The 18564-nt window shown below is 47.2% G+C and carries 9 protein-coding genes; 6 read left to right on the top strand and 3 right to left on the bottom strand.

All coding sequences use genetic code 11. The annotated features are described in order from the left end of the window. Nucleotides 1-38: 38 nt before the first annotated feature. Both HB364_RS31435 and HB364_RS31430 read right to left on the bottom strand, forming a co-directional pair. Nucleotides 39-974 (bottom strand): alpha-E domain-containing protein, encoded by a 936-nt coding sequence (locus HB364_RS31435; protein WP_167292420.1) that lies wholly within the window; start codon nt 972-974, stop codon nt 39-41. Between the two features lie 46 nt (nt 975-1020). Beyond that, a complete protein-coding gene (locus HB364_RS31430; protein ID WP_167292419.1) occupies nt 1021-2469 on the bottom strand; it encodes a circularly permuted type 2 ATP-grasp protein in 1449 nt (482 codons plus the stop codon). Between the two features lie 178 nt (nt 2470-2647). Here HB364_RS31430 and HB364_RS31425 point away from each other — a divergent pair, with 178 nt between their 5' ends. The 5 genes from HB364_RS31425 to HB364_RS31405 all read left to right on the top strand — a co-directional run bounded on the left by HB364_RS31425 (nt 2648) and on the right by HB364_RS31405 (nt 12959). Then, nucleotides 2648-3487 (top strand): hypothetical protein, encoded by an 840-nt coding sequence (locus HB364_RS31425; RefSeq protein ID WP_167292418.1) that lies wholly within the window; start codon nt 2648-2650, stop codon nt 3485-3487. Nucleotides 3488-3938: 451 nt separating this feature from the next. Continuing rightward, complete coding sequence (gltB, locus tag HB364_RS31420) at nt 3939-8465, top strand: glutamate synthase large subunit (protein WP_167292417.1); 4527 nt, start codon at nt 3939-3941, stop codon at nt 8463-8465. Between the two features lie 35 nt (nt 8466-8500). After that, the gene (locus tag HB364_RS31415) at nt 8501-10006 is read left to right on the top strand and encodes a glutamate synthase subunit beta (RefSeq protein ID WP_167292416.1); all 1506 of its coding nucleotides are present in this window, start codon (nt 8501-8503) and stop codon (nt 10004-10006) included. Between the two features lie 403 nt (nt 10007-10409). Continuing rightward, entirely contained in the window at nt 10410-11795 is a 1386-nt protein-coding gene (locus HB364_RS31410; protein ID WP_167292415.1) for an ammonium transporter, read from the top strand. Between the two features lie 84 nt (nt 11796-11879). After that, nucleotides 11880-12959, top strand: a complete 1080-nt coding sequence (locus HB364_RS31405) for an outer membrane beta-barrel protein (protein ID WP_167292414.1) — start codon at nt 11880-11882, stop codon at nt 12957-12959. A 199-nt stretch (nt 12960-13158) separates the two neighbouring features. On the opposite strand, the gene HB364_RS31400 is transcribed toward HB364_RS31405, so the two are convergent. Next, nucleotides 13159-15738: a phosphoenolpyruvate carboxylase gene (locus HB364_RS31400; RefSeq protein ID WP_167292413.1), complete on the bottom strand. Its 2580-nt coding sequence runs from the start codon at nt 15736-15738 to the stop codon at nt 13159-13161. A 381-nt stretch (nt 15739-16119) separates the two neighbouring features. On the opposite strand from HB364_RS31400, the gene thrA reads away from it, so the two are divergent. After that, a complete protein-coding gene (thrA, locus tag HB364_RS31395; protein WP_167292412.1) occupies nt 16120-18564 on the top strand; it encodes a bifunctional aspartate kinase/homoserine dehydrogenase I in 2445 nt (814 codons plus the stop codon).

Here is an 18564-nt window from a genome sequence, read left to right as displayed (position 1 = left end):
TCTAAGGTCAAAAGTAACTTTATTCTTCTTTTCTGTCATCAGGTATAAGCAAAGTAATGTTGGCTAAGTGCTTTACCTATAGCATATAGTTCATTCTTGACGCCGGTCAGGAATTCATGCAGTCCCTGCTGCATAATGCTTTCCGGCGTGGAATAACGTACCCGGCTTTTCACTTTACCGATCATAAAATCAATACTATTATAGGCGGTAGTGGTCTGTTCGCTTTTCAGGCGTTCAAAGTACCGGCTTACCTGGTCTATAGAATACATCACAGAACGGGGGAAATGGTCATTTAGTACAATCTGCTCCACTACCCGGCGCGCTTCAAAACCACCAGAATAATTCCGCAGGTACAGTTCATAGCCGGAAATGGACAACAACAAATACCGCCAGTAGGTAGTATCGGTAATATTGGAGAAATCAAACTTGCTGTCACTGAACTTTACATCCAGGATATCAGCGCTTTGTATAGCCCGTTCCAGGAAGCGGCCAATATTCATAAAGGAGTACCCTTCACCGCGGGCCATAGTAATATCGGAGGTGCCATAAAACAGCAATCCCTGCTTGATCAGGATATCCAATGCTGTAATAGGGTCTTCCTTGTACAGCCATTCCAGTAACTGTTCATCGCGCACGGTATGGTAAAAATCATTGAGGCATTGCCACAGTTCTTTGGTAATATGGTCCTGTACACTGCGGGCATTTTCCCTGGCCTGCGTAACAATATTCAATACTGAATTGGGATTCTCTTTATCGGAAACCATGTATTGCAACACCGTTCTGCCCTGGCAGGCAATAATGGCTGCTTCCTCTTCCGGTAAATAGGTAAAGATCTTCAGTACCGGTTGCCAGGAGAAATATTGCAGGTCGTCCTGCGATAAGGCATAGTTCGTTTTCAACATCCGCAAAATGCCGTCTGTGCGTTCCATATACCGGTTCATCCAGAATAAGCTATCGGCTACTCTACTAAGCATGTATAATAATTAGCTGTTAGGTTTTAGGTATTAGCAATACTCACTCTTACACTGTCAGCACCCAGGTGTCTTTACTGCCGCCGCCCTGTGAAGAGTTTACGACCAGCGAGCCCTCGCGCAAGGCCACCCTTGTTAATCCGCCGGGTACAATGCGGATGCCATTGGGGCCGCATAATGCATAGGGCCGCAGGTCTACCCGCCGGGGCTGTAGCTTTCCGTTCATATAACAGGGTGCGGAAGATAAACTGATCGTAGGTTGTGCAATGAACTGCCGGGGATCTTTCAGGATAGCTGCCTGGTAATCGCTGATCTCCTTATCCGATGCGGTGTGCCCCATCAGCATACCATAACCACCGCTCTCATTCGTTTTCTTGATCACCATCGTGTTCATATTCTTAAACACGTATTCGCGCTCTTCCACATTGCCCAACTGGTAGGTGGGCACATTTTTAAGAATGGGCTCTTCATTCAGGTAATAACGGATCATGGCGGGTACATAGGAGTAAATGGCTTTATCATCGGCCACACCATTGCCCACTGCATTTACAATGGCTACATTGCCTTTACGGTAAGCGCTCATAATACCGGATACGCCAAGCGCGCTGGAGGCATTAAACACCAGCGGATCAAGGAAGTCATCATCCACACGGCGATAGATCACATCTACCTGCTGCAGGCCTCCGGTGGTTTTCATATATACCCGGTGGTTGTCTACTACCAGGTCCCTGCCTTCTACCAGTTCTATGCCCATCATACGGGCCAGCGTGGTATGTTCAAAATAAGCAGAATTATAAATACCCGGCGAGAGCAATACGACAGTAGGATTATTATTTTGCCGCGGAGCCATTGATACCAGGTTCTTGTGCAGGATATTGGGATATTCCATCACGCTGCGTACATTCATCAGTGGCAACAGATCGGGGAAGATACGCTTGGTGATCTCCCTGTTCTCCAGCATATAGCTTACGCCGCTGGGCGTGCGCAGGTTATCTTCCAGTACATAGAAAGTACCATCATTATCCCGGATGAGGTCAATACCTGCAATATGTACATAGATATCATAAGGCACCGGGAAGCGCACCATTTCCCGGAGGAAGTGAGGGCAACTGTAAATGATGGATAAGGGCACCAGTCCGTCTTTGATGATGAACTGCTCATGGTATACATCTTTCAGGAAGAGGTTAAGGGCCTTGAGCCGTTGCTGAATACCTTTCTCAATATAGTTCCATTCTGTAGCTGTAATAATGCGGGGGATAATATCGAAAGGGAAGATCTTTTCAATGCCTTCCCCACTATTATATACCGTGAAGGTGATGCCCTGGGTCATGAACAGCCTTTTAGCCTGTTCTTCTTTTTTCCCTAACTCTTCTACGCTGAGGTGCTGCAGGAAGTCCACCACGCCGCTGTATTGATGGCGTACAGCGCCGGTATCATACATTTCGTCCCAGGTATTCTTGTCGGGGCAATAGCCATTCAACAGCTCGTTTGTTAGCATAGCAGGGGGCTTTGGTTAAGAATGGCAAGAAGATCGTAGTTATAACGTTGACTTAATTCAAATATAAGGAAAACCAGTTACACACCACATGATCATGTGATTTCAGGGTTTTGTGGCATTTTTTTAACAACGTTCCTCCTTACTTCGGTGTCATAAAGCCACAATAAAAAGTATAGCCATGAAAGTAACAGCAACAACCTTTATCCCGGCCGGGTACCGGTCAATCGTGTATAGGCGCTTATTGAAGCGTGCTTCCTTATTACCCCTGCTCATTATAGGCAGCGCTATCACTGTAATGATTTCCTGCAAAAAAGACAAACATGATCCGGCGCCTCCGCCGGCAGAAAAAGTATTGCAGGTAAATTTCGGTGCGTCATCCATTGCCTGGGACCTGGTAGATTCCGGATTCGTAGTGTTTAAAAGGGAAGGGGCAACGAGCCAGGTCTTCAAGCGGTTTGAAAAAAAGACCCATGCCTTGAGTTTTTCCATGGATGATCTTTCAGCAGGTAACTGGACTGCTGAAATGTACATCTTTACCCGGTATAATCAATCTGCCGGACGTCGTTACCGGCAGGATAAAGCTTTCATTGTGCCAACAGGTGGGGCCAAACAAGGGATAACCCTCCCTGCTCCTACAGGCGCTGTTACTGATAGCTGGAAGCCCTATGCGTTTTTCCGGCATGAGGGAACAGGTGTATCCATAGCGGTAGCATTGGACAATAAAGATCCGCATTTTGATATACAGGTACGGGATGCCCAATGGGACCTGTTCTACATAGAGCGGTATGCTAATCAACGTTTACAGGGCGGGGCCAATGCGAAGGTGGCCGAGCAGATATGGATGTGTGACAATGGAGATGATTGCTATACCTCCGATAGATTCATTAACGACAATACTTCTTTTCTCCCCTTTACGCAGGAAGTTGGCAACAAGGAATGGAATAACGGGCTTATCATCATCGTATTAAATGATGGTCAGGGTGGGGCTATACAGTTCTCCCACGTCTATAATAAATAACAATCCGGCTGCCCGGTATGCTCCCGATCCTGCAGGTGGGAGCATTTTTATTGACTAATTGTGGAAAAAGCAGGCAAAAAGGCTAAAAAAGGGCTTGTCTGGCGGTCCGGAGGAGAGATTTTATGGCTAAGTACATAAAATAGAAAAATAATTATATATTATGTGAAATGGCGATTTGGTCAACGTTGTTGATGAGAGTGGCAAAATAATTCACATTAGAATTGGCATCATTTAAATAGGGGCGGGCATTTTTGTCCCAAAACACAAATATTTAAGATTTGGATAACATTTTCTTAATAGGCTGACGCCTGTTAGTGTGGAAAATAATTGTATGTATCTACGGTTTTTACTCCTTTTTATTGTATTTTTAAAGCGTTGCTTGCTGCCATATTGAAAATTCCTATGGAAATCGTGGGTTTTATTGAAAATTTTCAAAACAAAGCTTCTTTTCATGGCAAGCAATCAGGGTAATCAGGGTCTTTATCATCCCTCTTTTGAACGCGATGCATGTGGGATAGGTTTCGTGGCAAACATCAAAGGGCACAAATCACATCAACACATCTCCGACGCGCTTACTGTATTGGAAAACATGGAACACCGTGGCGCCTGTGGTTGCGAAAGCAATACAGGTGACGGCGCTGGCATTATGATCCAGACGCCACACGAATTCTTCTTTGATGAGTGTATTAAGCTGGGTGTGCCGCTGCCTCCCTTCGGGCGTTATGGCGTAGGCGTTATCTTCTTCCCCCGTGAAATACGTTTACGTGAAGAATGCCGTGATATCTTCAACCGCACGGCTGAAAAGCTGGGCCTGGAGATCCTGGTATACCGTAAGGTGCCGGTAAATCCCGATGGTATCGGTGCTACTGCTTTAAGTGTGGAGCCTGAAATGGAACAGGTATTCATTGCCTGCCCCGACCATATTACCAATCCCGATGACTTTGAACGTAAATTATTTGTGCTGCGCAACTACGCCAGCCACACGATCAATAATACGGTGAAAAAGGACGCGATAGGTTTTTACATCGCTTCCATGTCGTATAAAACAGTCGTATATAAGGGACAGCTCACCAGTATGCAGGTGCGTCCTTATTTCCCCGATCTTAGCAACAAGCGCGTGGTGAGCGCTTTTGGCCTGGTGCATTCCCGCTTTGCCACCAACACTTTCCCTTCCTGGAAACTGGCGCAGCCTTTCCGCTTTATCGCGCATAATGGTGAGATCAATACCCTGCAGGGTAACCTGAACTGGCTCAAGACCAGTGAACCGGGTTTTGCTTCTCCTTATTTTACCAAGGAAGAGATGGAGATGTTGCTGCCCATTGTTACAGAAGGTCAGTCAGACTCCGCCTGCCTTGACAATGTAATAGAACTGCTGGCGCTTACCGGCCGGTCATTGCCGCATGTAATGATGATGCTCATACCCGAAGCCTGGGATGGCAATGAAGATATGGACCCTGTGAAGAAGGCCTTCTATGAATTCCACGCCTCCATGATGGAGCCCTGGGATGGTCCGGCCTCTATTTCCTTCACAGATGGAAAGATCATTGGCGCTACATTGGACAGGAATGGCTTACGTCCTTCCCGTTACTGTGTTACGACCGACGACCGGGTAATTATGGCTTCAGAAACCGGCGTATTACCGATACATCCCACTTTAATTAAAGAGAAAGGACGCCTGCAGCCGGGTAAGATGTTTGTAGTGGATATGGAACAGGGACGCATCATCAGCGATGGCGAACTGAAACGTACAATCTGCTCACAAAAGCCCTACGCAGAGTGGCTGAATAAATATAAGATCAGGCTGAATGAATTGCCTGAACCAAGGGTTATGTTTACCCACCTGGAACATGAGCAGGTGTTTAAATACCAAAAAGCATTCGGTTATTCCACCGAAGACCTCGATACCCTGATCGCGCCCATGGCCCTCGATGGCAAAGAGCCTATCGGTTCTATGGGTACCGATACGCCGCTGGCTGTGTTGAGCGATCAGCCGCAACACCTCAGCAGTTACTTCAAGCAACTGTTTGCACAGGTAACCAATCCGCCCATTGATCCCATCCGTGAGCGTATGGTGATGTCGCTGGCCACCTTCGTAGGTAACAATGGTAGCTTGCTGGAAGAAGATCCGCTGAGCTGTCATACCGTGGCGCTGAAGCACCCGGTATTGACCAATCATGAGCTGGAAAGCATCCGCAGTATTGATACCGGTATCTTCCAGGCCAAAACCCTGCAGTGTTATTTCAGGGCCGATGGTAAGCCAGGTTCCATGAAAGCTGCGCTGGACCGTATCTGCCGTTATGCGGTGGATGCAGCCAATGATGGTTTTGAAGTGTTGATCCTGCAGGACAGGGCGATTGATTCCGAACACGCTCCTATTCCTTCGCTGCTGGCTACTGCTGCTGTACACCACCACCTGATCCGTAAAGGATTGCGTGGCCAGGTAGGCATTGTGGTAGAAGCGGGCGACGTGTGGGAAGTGCATCATTTTGCCTGTCTGCTGGCCTTCGGTGCTACAGCCATCAACCCTTACCTCGCTTTATCATCCATCCGTGATATGAAGCTGACCGGTAAGCTGGAAACCTCACTGGATGTAGATTACCTGAAGAAGAACTATATCAAGGCGGTGAATGAAGGCCTGCTGAAAGTATTCTCCAAAATGGGTATCTCTACCCTGCAATCTTACCAGGGTGCGCAGATCCTGGAGATCATTGGTCTTAATAAAGATGTAGTAGATAAATATTTCACCGGCGCTACTTCCCGTATTGAGGGCATGGGCCTGGATGAAATTGCCAAAGAAACACTGGCCAAGCACCGGTTTGCCTTTGCGCGTAAAGATGTGCCGGTAAACCGCCTGCCTGTAGGCGGTGTTTATCAATGGAAACGGAAAGGAGAATTCCACCTGTTCAATCCGCAAACCATCCACCTGTTGCAATACTCAACACGGATGGGCGATTACAATACTTTTAAGAAGTACACCAAGCTGGTAAATGACCAGGGTGAAAAAGCCTGCACGCTCAGAAGCTTGTTCCGCTTCAAACGCAACAGGCCCGCTATCTCTATTGATGAAGTAGAATCTGCAGAAAATATCTATAAAAGATTTGCTACCGGCGCTATGTCCTTCGGATCTATCTCCTGGGAAGCGCATACTACACTGGCCATTGCGATGAACCGCCTCGGTGGTAAGAGCAATACCGGTGAAGGTGGGGAAGATGAAAGAAGGTATGAGTTGATGGAGAACGGCGATTCCATGCGCAGTGCTATCAAACAGGTAGCTTCTGCCCGCTTCGGGGTTACCAGCCATTACCTCACAGAGGCAGATGAGCTGCAGATCAAAATGGCGCAGGGCGCCAAGCCGGGTGAAGGCGGACAATTACCAGGGCATAAAGTAGATGACTGGATTGGTAAAACAAGGCACTCTACGCCTGGTGTAGGTTTGATCTCTCCGCCGCCACACCACGATATTTATTCTATTGAAGACCTTGCCCAGTTAATATTCGACCTGAAAAATGCTAACCGTGCTGCACGTATCAACGTAAAGCTGGTATCAAAAGCAGGGGTGGGTACTATCGCTGCCGGTGTGGCTAAAGCCAAAGCCGATGTGGTGTTGATTTCCGGATTTGATGGCGGTACAGGCGCCTCCCCGATCAGCTCTATTAAACATGCCGGTTTGCCCTGGGAGTTAGGATTGGCCGAAGCGCATCAGACACTGGTGAAGAATAAACTGCGCAGCCGTATCGTCCTGCAGGCCGATGGCCAGATGAAGACGGGAAAAGATATTGCCATTGCAACACTGCTGGGTGCAGAAGAGTGGGGCGTAGCTACAGCGGCGCTGGTAGTGGAAGGTTGTATCATGATGCGTAAGTGTCACCTCAATACCTGCCCGGTAGGGGTGGCTACACAGGATCCTGATCTGCGCAAACGCTTCTCCGGTAATGCAGACCATGTAGTGAATTTCTTCAAGTACATTACCCAGGAGCTGCGTGAGATCATGGCCGAGCTGGGCTTCCGTTCTGTGAACGAAATGATCGGTCAGGTAGATACGCTCGAAATGCGCGATGATATCACCCACTGGAAGTATAGCAAACTGGACCTTTCCCCCATATTGTATAAAGAGCCTTCTTCCCTGTACACCGGACTGTACAAACAGGAAGAACAAGATCATGGACTGGCTACTGTACTTGACTGGCAACTGCTGGAAGCGGCCAGGCCTGCACTGGAAAAACAGGAGCGTGTAGCTGCTTCATTTGCAGTGAAGAATACAGACCGGACGTTGGGAACCATCCTTTCCAACGAGATCACCAAGAAATACAAGGCAGCCGGTTTACCGGATGATACGATCCACTTTAACCTGACGGGGACTGCCGGACAAAGTTTTGGTGCTTTCAATACCCGCGGCGTAACGCTGGAACTGGAAGGTGATGCCAATGACTATTTTGGTAAAGGATTAAGCGGCGCCAAACTGGTAATATATCCGCCCAAACAGGCTTCTTATGTTCCTGAGGAAAATATCATTATCGGTAATACAGCGTTCTATGGCGCTACCTCCGGTGAGGCCTATATCCGTGGTAAGGCCGGCGAGCGTTTCTGCGTACGGAATTCCGGCGCTACAGTAGTAGTAGAAGGCACCGGTGATCACGGTTGTGAATACATGACAGGTGGTGTAGCTATAATACTCGGAGAAACAGGCCGCAACTTTGCAGCCGGCATGAGTGGCGGTATTGCCTATGTGTATGATGTGAAAGCACAGTTTGCCGACCGTTGCAATAAGGAGATGGTAGACCTTGATCCTGTAGATGCAGAAGATGCCAAACTGCTGCAGGATATGATCATGAAGCATTACGCTTATACCGGCAGCTCCGTAGCCAAGTTTGTACTGGATGATTTTGAGAACCAGTTGAAGAACTTTGTGAAAGTATTCCCGGCCGATTATAAGAAAGTGTTGCAGGCAAAGAAAGTACCTGTACAGGTGAGCAAATAATAACTAAGACTAACAACTATAAACGATAAAATACAATGGGTAAGCCATCGGGTTTTTTAGAGTTTACGAGAGAGTTGCCCGGTAAGTTGCCGGTGCAGGACAGGGTTAAAAACTACAATGAGTTTGTAGAGCGTTTCAGTGAAGAAAAGCTGAATCAGCAGAGCGCCCGCTGTATGAACTGTGGTGTTCCCTTTTGCCACAGCGGTTGTCCGTTAGGCAACGTCATTCCTGAGTTCAATGATGCGATATACCGCAAGAGCTGGGAGGAAGCCTATGACATCCTTACTTCTACCAATAACTTCCCGGAATTTACCGGACGTATTTGCCCCGCGCCTTGCGAAAGCGCCTGTGTGCTGGGTATCAATCAGCCCCCGGTAGCTATTGAGGAAATAGAAAAACATATTATAGAGATCGCTTTCGATAAGGGATTTGTAAAACCCCGCAAACCGAATATGCGTAGTGGCAAGAAGGTAGCGGTAGTAGGATCCGGTCCTGCCGGGCTGGCTGCGGCTGCCCAGCTTAACTATGCCGGTCACACCGTAACCGTGTTTGAAAGGGATGATGCGCCGGGCGGTTTGTTGCGTTATGGCATTCCTGATTTCAAGCTGGAGAAATGGGTGATTGACCGTCGCATTGCGCTGATGGAAGAAGAAGGCGTAACCTTTAAGTGCAATGCCAATGTAGGGGTGAATGTAAGTATCAATGACCTGTTGAGAGAGTTCCATGCCATCGTATTATCTGGTGGTTCTACGGTACCCCGGGACCTGCCGGTGCCGGGCAGGGAATTGAAGGGTGTTCATTTTGCCATGACCTTCCTGAAGCAGCAGAACAAGCGCAATGCAGGTAAAGACCCGCTGGCCAATGCTGCCATAGAAAGCAATATTTATTCCGAAGATATTTTCGCTACCGGTAAGAATGTAGTAGTAATCGGTGGTGGCGATACCGGTAGTGACTGTGTAGGTACTTCCAACCGTCATGGCGCTTTATCGGTAACACAATTTGAATTGCTGCCCAAGCCACCGGAAGGCAGAACAACTTTTATGCCCTGGCCTACCTATCCCATGACCCTGAAGGTGTCTTCTTCTCATGAAGAAGGGGCGCAACGTCACTGGGCTATTGCTACCAAAGCGTTTGTGGGCGATGAAAAGGGGAATCTGAAAGCACTGAAAGTAGTAGACCTGGAATGGAAGATCACGGAAGATGGCCGTCCGGCGCAGTTTGTGGAAGTAGCTGGCAGTGAGCGGGAACTTCCCTGCGAACTGGCTTTGCTGGCCATGGGATTTGTGCATCCGCAACATGCGGGCATGATCAATGAGCTGGGCGTGGAGCTGGATGAGCGTGGTAATGTACGGGCCACTGATAAGGCCTATCAGACTAATATTCAGAAGGTTTTCGCTGCGGGCGATGTACGCCGCGGACAGAGCCTGGTAGTATGGGCTATCAGCGAAGGTCGTGAATGCGCCCGGAAAGTGGATGAATTCCTGAGTGGCGGCGTTTCACTGCTGGAGAGCAGGGACCAGAATATCATTATGGCCGTTTAACAAAACATCATAGAGTGCTGAAAAAAAGCCATTCACCGGGAGGTGGGTGGCTTTTGTGTTATATATACACGTTAGAGTGCACAAACACGCATGCGGGGAATTTTTCATTGATAAAAGCATCATTTAGGCTATGATTATGCAGGAAAAATGATTTTAGCTACCATGTTGAAAAAATTATTTTTTAGAAGCTATCGAAAAAGGATAGCTTTTTCTATTTCGATATTTGAAATTCTCTATAATACAGGTAGGATAATTGTTTCAACGTATAGAAACTTATTAAAAACATAACATTATAATTATTATCATATGTGTTGTGTGATCAATAACAGGCAAAAAAATGCTAATTTACATTCAGAATAACACATTCAACTCATTCTTAATTTAACAACTAAAATCAACTGGTATGAAAAAAATCACCTTTAAGGAGGTGGCGCCATTCCTCGTATTGGCGGCCGTAGCAGTCATCGCGATCTTCATCCCTGCTCTTCCCGATTATGTAGACACTAAAGGAACTTACAACAGCGCCGACATCACCTGGGTGTTGGTAGCATCTGCCCTGGTGTTTTTAATGACCCCCGGACTTGCCTTCTTCTATGGTGGTATGGTACACCGCAAAAACGTTATCTCCACCATGATCAAGAGTGTGGCCGCAGCCGGCGTGGTGAGTGTACTGTGGATAGTGGTAGGCTTCAGCCTTGCTTTTGGAACATCTGAGGGAGGATGGATTGGAAATCCTTCTACACACCTGTTCTTCAAGGGAGTAGCCTCCGGCGAACCCTGGGGAACCATTCCACGATCTTTGTTTGCTGTATTTCAGTTAATGTTTGCCATCATTACCCCCGGTCTGGTAGTGGGCGCCGTTGCTGAACGCATCCGCTTTACTTCTTATATACTGTTCATTGCGCTGTTCAGCCTGCTGGTATATTGCCCGCTGGCACACTGGACCTGGCATGCTGATGGCTTCCTGTTCAAAATGGGAGTACTTGACTTTGCCGGCGGTACAGTGGTACACATTTCTGCCGGTTGCGCCGCCCTCGCTGGTGTACTGGTATTGAAACGCCGTAAAGTGCACATGGAGCATAAAGAAATTCCCCCTGCCAACATCCCTTATGTATTGATTGGTACTGGTTTGCTGTGGTTTGGCTGGTTTGGCTTCAACGCAGGTTCTGCCCTGGGTGCTAATAGCCTGGCCGTTTCTGCCTTCTTTACCACCAATACAGCCGCCGCTGCTGCTGGTCTGGCCTGGATGTTCTTCGATGTATTAAGGGGCAAAAAACCATCTGTACTGGGCTTCTGTATCGGTGCTGTGGTAGGTCTGGTGGCCATTACACCAGGCGCCGGTTTTGTAGCTATTCCTCAAAGTATCACCATTGGTGTGATCGCTGCCCTGGTATCCAACATCGTTGTGTACTACAAGCAGAAATCAAAGCTGGACGATACCCTCGACGTATTCCCCTGCCATGGTGTAGGTGGTATGGTAGGTATGCTGCTGACAGGCGTATTTGCTACCAAAGCGGTGAATGGTCTGGGTGCTGATGGCTTATGGTTGGGTAATGCAGGCTTCCTGTGGATTCAATTCAAAGGCATGATCATCTCTGTAGTATTCAGCTTTACCATGTCTTTCATCATCTTCAAATTCATCAACTTCATATTACCGCTGCGCGTAACTTCTGAAGAAGAAGAACTGGGTCTTGACGCTACACAACACAACGAAAAATACCTGCAAGGCACATTACTGGTGCATGATAATGGTAAAATGGAAGATAAACTTGTGGAGAGCGGACATTAAGAAAAAGGTACAGCCTCTAAATAAGCTTCTGACACAAGCTCATTCCGCCGTACCCTTTCCTTTTAACACTTAAAATCTTTAACAATGTTAAGAAAAATCTCTGTATTGGCCATAAGCGTGGCCTGCTCTACGTGTGCTTTCTCGCAAGACTCAACAAAAAAATCCAATTTCGTAATCTCCGGTTCCGCTGATGTATACTACAGGTATAATTTCGCCAATCCAACCATAAAGGACGAAACGGATCCCAGTTTTAATTATTTTAATAATCCGACCAGTTTCACCAAAACACACAACACGTTTGCCCTGGGTATGGCTTCCATTAAAGTGGAACATTCCATCGGAAAAGTAGGTATGGTAGCTGATCTCGGTTTTGGCAAAAGGGCAGAAGAGTTCTCTTACAATGATCAAAATACTCAACTGGCTGTAAAGCAATTGTATGTAACCTATGCGCCTACCGATAAGATCAAGTTTACCCTCGGTAGCTTTGGTACCCACGTGGGATATGAGCTGGTAGATGCCTACCTGAACAGGAACTATAGCATGAGCTATATGTTCTCTTACGGCCCCTTCTTCCACACCGGTTTAAAAGCCGATATCAACCTGGGCGGTTCCACTGCTTTGATGGTGGGCGTTACCAACCCTACTGACTTCAAAAGCGCCAGTGCTGAGCCGAAAATGTTCATCGGCCAGTTGTCTACTGCTTCCAAAGACGGATCTGTGAAAGGATTCCTGAACTTCCAGGGCGGTAAGTTTACCGATGTAGACCGCTTAACTCAGTTGGACGTAGTAGGTACATTTGGTATTTCCTCTCAATTCAATATTGGTGTGAATGGTACCTGGCAGTCCCGCAGCTCCAAAGGCCTGGACGACAAATGGGGTGATTCAGAAAGCTGGTACGGCGCAGCCCTGTACCTGAACTATGATCCTATTACCTGGCTCGGTTTGACACTACGTGGCGAATACCTGAATGATGATAAGGAAGTACTGGGTTTAAATACCACTATTTTCGCGCCCACTTTATCAGCCAATTTTAAGATTGATAACCTGACCATTATCCCTGAGTTCAGGTTTGATAATGCCAGCGATAATATGTTCCTGAAGCATGACCTGACGCCTACCAAATCAACCGGTAGCTTCATCCTGGCAGCAACGTATCATTTCTAAGGCCTCTTTTACAGTCACATAGGAGTTTAGTGTTGTTTTGTTAAGAATGAGAGGCACCGGGCGACCGGTGTCTCGTTTTTAAAAACACACTTACTTAATACAAAAAGGCGCAATGGATTTCCACTGCGCCTTTTGCTTATTAGACCTGACAGGTTTCGTTTGCGTCGCAGACGAAACCTGTCAGGTCTTTGTATGTGAATTATGCTGAATTGCGGCCTGCATTGATAATGCCGAATGAACAACGGATCACCAGCTTCTCGAAGATCTCCTTATGCGCTGCAGGCGCCTGTTGCTCTTCCAACTGGCGGATGCGCGTCATGGCATATTGCTGGATCGTGGTGAGCGGCAATACGATCCTTTCCCGCATTTGAATAGATAATTGCTCTACCGGGTAGTCGAACATCAACTCATTTTTCCCGGAAAGCTGGAAGATGTACTTCTTGGTGAGCTCGTACTCCTGGAAGATCATATTCCAGATCTCTCCATAGCGGGCATCATTTGACAGGTATTCCGTAAGCGGGAAAAAGCATTTCTTCATCGCCATCTCACAATTGTCAATGAGGGTTTTGAAGAACTGGGAGTTTTTATAAAGCTGTTTAACGGCGGAAAGCTTTCCTTTCTTGTCCAATGCCTGCAGGGCCGTACCCACGCCATAATAACCTGTTACATTCTGTTTTAACTGGCTCCAGGCCCCTACAAAGGGAATGGCGCGCAGGTCTTTCAGGGATAATTTGGATGAGCTGCCGCGTTTGGCAGGGCGGCTGCCGATATTGGTTTCGCTGTAAAACTTGAGTGGACTGATATGGGCCAGGTAATTCAGGAAATCCGGATGGTTTTTAAGCGTGGTATAAGCGGTCAGGCTTTCATCGGCCAGTTCTTTCAACAATTGTTCATCCTGCTCCTGCAAGGTCTTTTCCCGGGCCGAGAAAACATAGTTGGAAATACCCGCATTCAACAACTGTTCAATATTGAATTGGGCCGAATCCACCGTGCCAAAATTGGAACTGACGGTTTGCCCCTGTATGGTGAGTTGTATTTCCTTATTGGAAATGTTATTACCCATAGAGGCGTAGAACTTGTGTGTTTTACCACCGCCACGGGCAGGGGGACCGCCACGGCCATCAAAGAATACGACATCAATGCCATAATTCCTGGATATGCTGGTGAGCTCTTCTTTGGCTTTATAAATGCTCCAGTTGGCCATCATGTAGCCGCCATCCTTGGTGCCATCCGAAAAACCCAGCATAATAGTCTGGCGTTTATTGCGACGTTGCAGGTGCTGGCGGTAGGTTTCATTCTTATACAATGATTCCATAATGCCTGCTGCACCCTTCAGGTCGTCAATGGTCTCAAACAGGGGAACAATATCAATATCCAGGGCATCTTTTGTCCAGCCGTTCAATAAGAACAGGCCAAATACCTCCATAATATTCAGGGCGCTGTTGCACTGACTGATGATATAGCGGTTCGATCCTTCCGGACCATTGTATTCCTGAATGTTTTTGATGGTTGTAATGCTTTGCAGGGTGTCTTTAATAACACCTTCTTCATACAGATCAGCCCTGGCAGTGCCGCTGACGCTGGTCAGTACTTTGATTTTTTCCTGCTCAGACAGGGAACTATAATTTTCAGGCAGTAACTTTTCTTTGGCGGCCACTGCTTCCAGCACAGTATTGTGTACGGAGCTGTCCTGCCGTACATCCAGCGAGGCGAAGTGCAGACCAAATACCTGTATCTTATTGATCAGGTTCTCTACCAGGTGCTGGAACAGGCCATTGTGTTGGTAGGTGAGTATTTCCCGGATCTTGTACAGCTCGTCAAGGATACCTTGTTTGGTAAGGGCCGTACGCTGACCGGGAATGAAGATGTTATTGTAAAGCTGTTTCTCCAGTTCAGCCAATATCGTGTCTATTCCTTTGAATGTCAGGCGGCGTTTCAGGCGGCGTACATCCAGGTAATAGCATTTGATAATGCTACCGCGCAGCAGATCGGCCACTTTAAGGGTGGTATCGGACGTAACGAAGGGGTTGCCGTCCCTGTCGCCTCCGGGCCAGAAACCCATGGTGATGACGGGGTTGTTATCCGGTACTACCTGGGGAAACTGGTTTTTCAGGAAGCTGACAATACGGCCGGCCGCAGGGTAAAATACATTTTCCAGGTACCATACCAGGCTGATGGCCTCGTCATAAGGCGTTGGCTTCTGCTTCTTGAAAAAAGGCGTTTTGCCCAATTGCTGCAGGAAGGTATTGATCTGGCTGGCATTGTTATCGGCCAGGGCCCTGGCAAGGTCGTTAATGATGCCCAGCACAGAGCCGGGATAGAACTGGGTAGGGTGGGCGGTGAGCACCATCCGTATGGAGAAATCCTTTAACTTTTCGGCCAGTTTATCCTGTGCGCTCTCCTGGATGACTTCTGATTCAAGGTATTTTAAAGTACCAATGCCATTCATGTCCTGTACTTCCCGGAAGGAAGCATCTTCCAGTGCATCGAACAATACCACCTGCCTTTCCACATATTGTATAAACCGGAACAGGAGGTCGCACCTGTCCTGGTCTTTCTGGTAGGCGGTATGTTTTTCAAAAAACTCCTCAATGATCTGGCTGGGGCTTAGCTTGTGCTTATACCCCTCTTCACAATTATTTAATAATAATGATAACAGGATACCTGTTTTCTCAATGCGGTGAAAAGGGAGCGATGTAAAGAGACTATTATATAGCTGGAACTTGATACCAACGAAATTCTTGAATTGCTGCAGTCCTCTTGTAGACTGGTGATCCATAGACAAATGTATTTAAGCAATAATCAATGATGTATATATAACAAGCAGCAACACAAATTGGGGGATGAAAGTACGATGAAAAATTAAGAAGACAAAAACAGCCTCCTTACTCTATATGATCAATAGACAATTTTTTAGAAACTAACACTTGTTATCAATTCCCTGATGTATATTTGGTCATCTTTTAATAGTGGCACAGCAGCAACAACATATCATTTCTTACACTTCTACGGTAGCTACCACAGCTACAACAACGTCCACTATTATCACAACCCGCTAAGGGTTGTACATTTCCATATTACCATTTGGGCTTTTAGCTGATCATACCTGGAAAAGGTATATCTTTTTACATCAAATCTTCATCAACTAATCATACACGATATGCAGGTCTTAAAGTTCGGCGGTACCTCTGTAGCAAATGCCGAGAATATCAATAAAGTAGTAGCTATTGTACAACAGGTCATACAACGTGGTAAAACGGTAGTGGTAGTATCGGCCTTTGGTGGCGTTACAGACAGTTTATTAAAGGCCGGCACACTCGCTGCTACTGCCGATGAATCCTATAAAGAAGTACTGGCTACCATAGAACTCCGGCATATTGAAGCGGTAAAGGTATTGGTGCCTGTAGCCAAACAAAGCAGCATATTAAGCTGGGTAAAACAGCGTTGCAATGAAATAGAAGATATCTGCAATGGTGTTTTCCTGCTGGGTGAGTTATCCGACCGTACCCGCGACCGTATTGTAAGCTTCGGAGAGCTGATCTCTTCGCAGATCGTAGCGGCCCGTTTAAAAGCTGCCGGTACTGATGCGGTATGGAAAGATTCGAGGGAGCTGATCATTACCGATTCCAATCATGGTTATGCGGCTGTTGATTTTGGTGTAACGGATGGTAATATACGTAGCTACTTCAGTACTGCGGCCGAGAACCTTTTTGTGCTGCCTGGCTTTGTGGCTTCCAATGCGGCAGGGCTTACTACTACCTTGGGACGGGGTGGTTCGGATTATACCGCTGCTATCCTGGCCGGCGCCCTGGATGCTAAAGTACTGGAGATCTGGACTGATGTGAGTGGTATGATGACAGCCGATCCCCGGTTGGTGCCCAATGCCAAAGTATTGCCGCATATCTCTTACCAGGAGGCTATGGAGCTGTCGCATTTCGGTGCCAAGGTGATCTATCCCCCTACCATTCAGCCCGTAATGAACAAGAGTATACCGGTATGGATCAAAAATACCTTTGAGCCGCAGGCGCATGGCACTGTTATTGAAAATGAAGTATCTAAAAGGAATGGTAATAATATCCGGGGCATTACCAGCATTAATAAAATAGCTTTACTGAGTCTTGAGGGACCTGGCATGGTAGGTATACCCGGCTTTTCCAAAAGACTGTTTGAGGCATTGGCCGGTGAACAGATCAATGTAATCCTGATCACCCAGGGCTCTTCTGAACATTCCATTTGTGTGGGCATTGATGAAGCGATGGCGGTTGATGCCAAAGCAGTGGTAGATAAAGCCTTTGCCTGGGAAATAGAGACTGGCAAGGTAGATCCCCTGGTAGTGGAAGGCGGATTGTCAATCGTAGCACTCGTAGGTGATAACATGAAAAGCCATCCGGGCGTAAGCGGTAAAATGTTTGGGGCTATTGGTCGGAACGGGGTCAACATACGGGCCATTGCGCAGGGTTCTTCTGAGAGGAATATCTCGGCTGTGATCGCTGCTGTTGACGTGAAGAAGGCGATTAACGTATTGCATGAAGAATTCTTTGAAACTACCTATAAGCAGGTAAACCTCTTTATTGCCGGAGCCGGTAATGTGGGTAGTAAACTGTTGTCCCAATTACAGCAACAGCAATCCTGGTTGCAGGAGCAACTGCGGTTGCAGGTACGGGTAATTGGTATTGGCAATAGCCGGAAGATGGTATTTAATGATGAGGGTATTAACCTCAAAAACTGGAAGCAGGAACTGGAGGGGGGAGAGGCCATGAACCTGGATCGCTTTATAGCGATCACCCGTTCCAAGAATTTGCGTAACTCTGTATTTGCCGATGTGACTGCCAATGACCAGGTAGCAACAACTTATGAACGGTTACTGGAAAAGAGTATATCCGTGGTGGCCTGTAATAAAGTGGCCTGCTCTTCGGCCTACGCATATTATAAAAGGCTGAAAGACCTGGCCCGGGAGTACAATGCTTACTTCCTGTTTGAGACCAATGTAGGGGCCGGCCTGCCGGTAATTGGTACCCTGAACGACCTGTTGCGCAGCGGCGATACCGTAAACCGCATTGAAGCGGTATTAAGCGGTACCCTCAACTTTGTATTCAATAATTATAATGGAGAGAAAAGCTTTGCGGAGGTGGTGAAGCAGGCGCAGGATGAAGGGTATACAGAACCTGATCCGCGGCTGGACCTGAGCGGTACCGATGTGATGCGTAAGATCATGATCCTGGCCCGGGAAAGCGGTGAAAGACTGGAGATGGAAGATATTACCAACAGCAGCTTTATGCCGGCTTCCTGCATGACAGGTAGTGTGGCCGACTTTTATGCCGAGATGGGTAAACAGGAAGCACATTTTGCAGCTATTTATGCAGAAGCAAAGAAAGCAGGTAAGAAGCTGAAGTTTGTAGCGAAATATGAGCATGGTAAAGCGGCAGTTGGTTTGCAGCATATTGATCCGCAGCATGATTTTTATCACCTGTACGGTAAGGATAATGTGGTATTGTTCTATACCAACCGGTATGTGGAACAACCGCTGGTAGTAAAGGGAGCAGGGGCAGGAGCGGAGGTGACAGCATCAGGCGTGTTTGCTGATATTATTAGAGCAGCACACTAA

This window comes from Paraflavitalea devenefica, from assembly GCF_011759375.1.
Lineage (GTDB): Bacteria > Bacteroidota > Bacteroidia > Chitinophagales > Chitinophagaceae > Paraflavitalea > Paraflavitalea devenefica.
The sequence above is the reverse complement of the archived record's forward strand: the minus strand, read 5'-3'. Positions and strand labels throughout refer to the sequence as shown.

What these genes read in the sequence shown, in the direction of transcription:
- HB364_RS31435 (WP_167292420.1), bottom strand. Translation starts at nt 974, where the DNA reads ATGCTTAGTAGAGTAGCCGATAGCTTATTCTGGATGAACCGGTATATG.
- HB364_RS31430 (WP_167292419.1), bottom strand. Translation starts at nt 2,469, where the DNA reads ATGCTAACAAACGAGCTGTTGAATGGCTATTGCCCCGACAAGAATACC.
- HB364_RS31425 (WP_167292418.1), top strand. Translation starts at nt 2,648, where the DNA reads ATGAAAGTAACAGCAACAACCTTTATCCCGGCCGGGTACCGGTCAATC.
- gltB (WP_167292417.1), top strand. Translation starts at nt 3,939, where the DNA reads ATGGCAAGCAATCAGGGTAATCAGGGTCTTTATCATCCCTCTTTTGAA.
- HB364_RS31415 (WP_167292416.1), top strand. Translation starts at nt 8,501, where the DNA reads ATGGGTAAGCCATCGGGTTTTTTAGAGTTTACGAGAGAGTTGCCCGGT.
- HB364_RS31410 (WP_167292415.1), top strand. Translation starts at nt 10,410, where the DNA reads ATGAAAAAAATCACCTTTAAGGAGGTGGCGCCATTCCTCGTATTGGCG.
- HB364_RS31405 (WP_167292414.1), top strand. Translation starts at nt 11,880, where the DNA reads ATGTTAAGAAAAATCTCTGTATTGGCCATAAGCGTGGCCTGCTCTACG.
- HB364_RS31400 (WP_167292413.1), bottom strand. Translation starts at nt 15,738, where the DNA reads ATGGATCACCAGTCTACAAGAGGACTGCAGCAATTCAAGAATTTCGTT.
- thrA (WP_167292412.1), top strand. Translation starts at nt 16,120, where the DNA reads ATGCAGGTCTTAAAGTTCGGCGGTACCTCTGTAGCAAATGCCGAGAAT.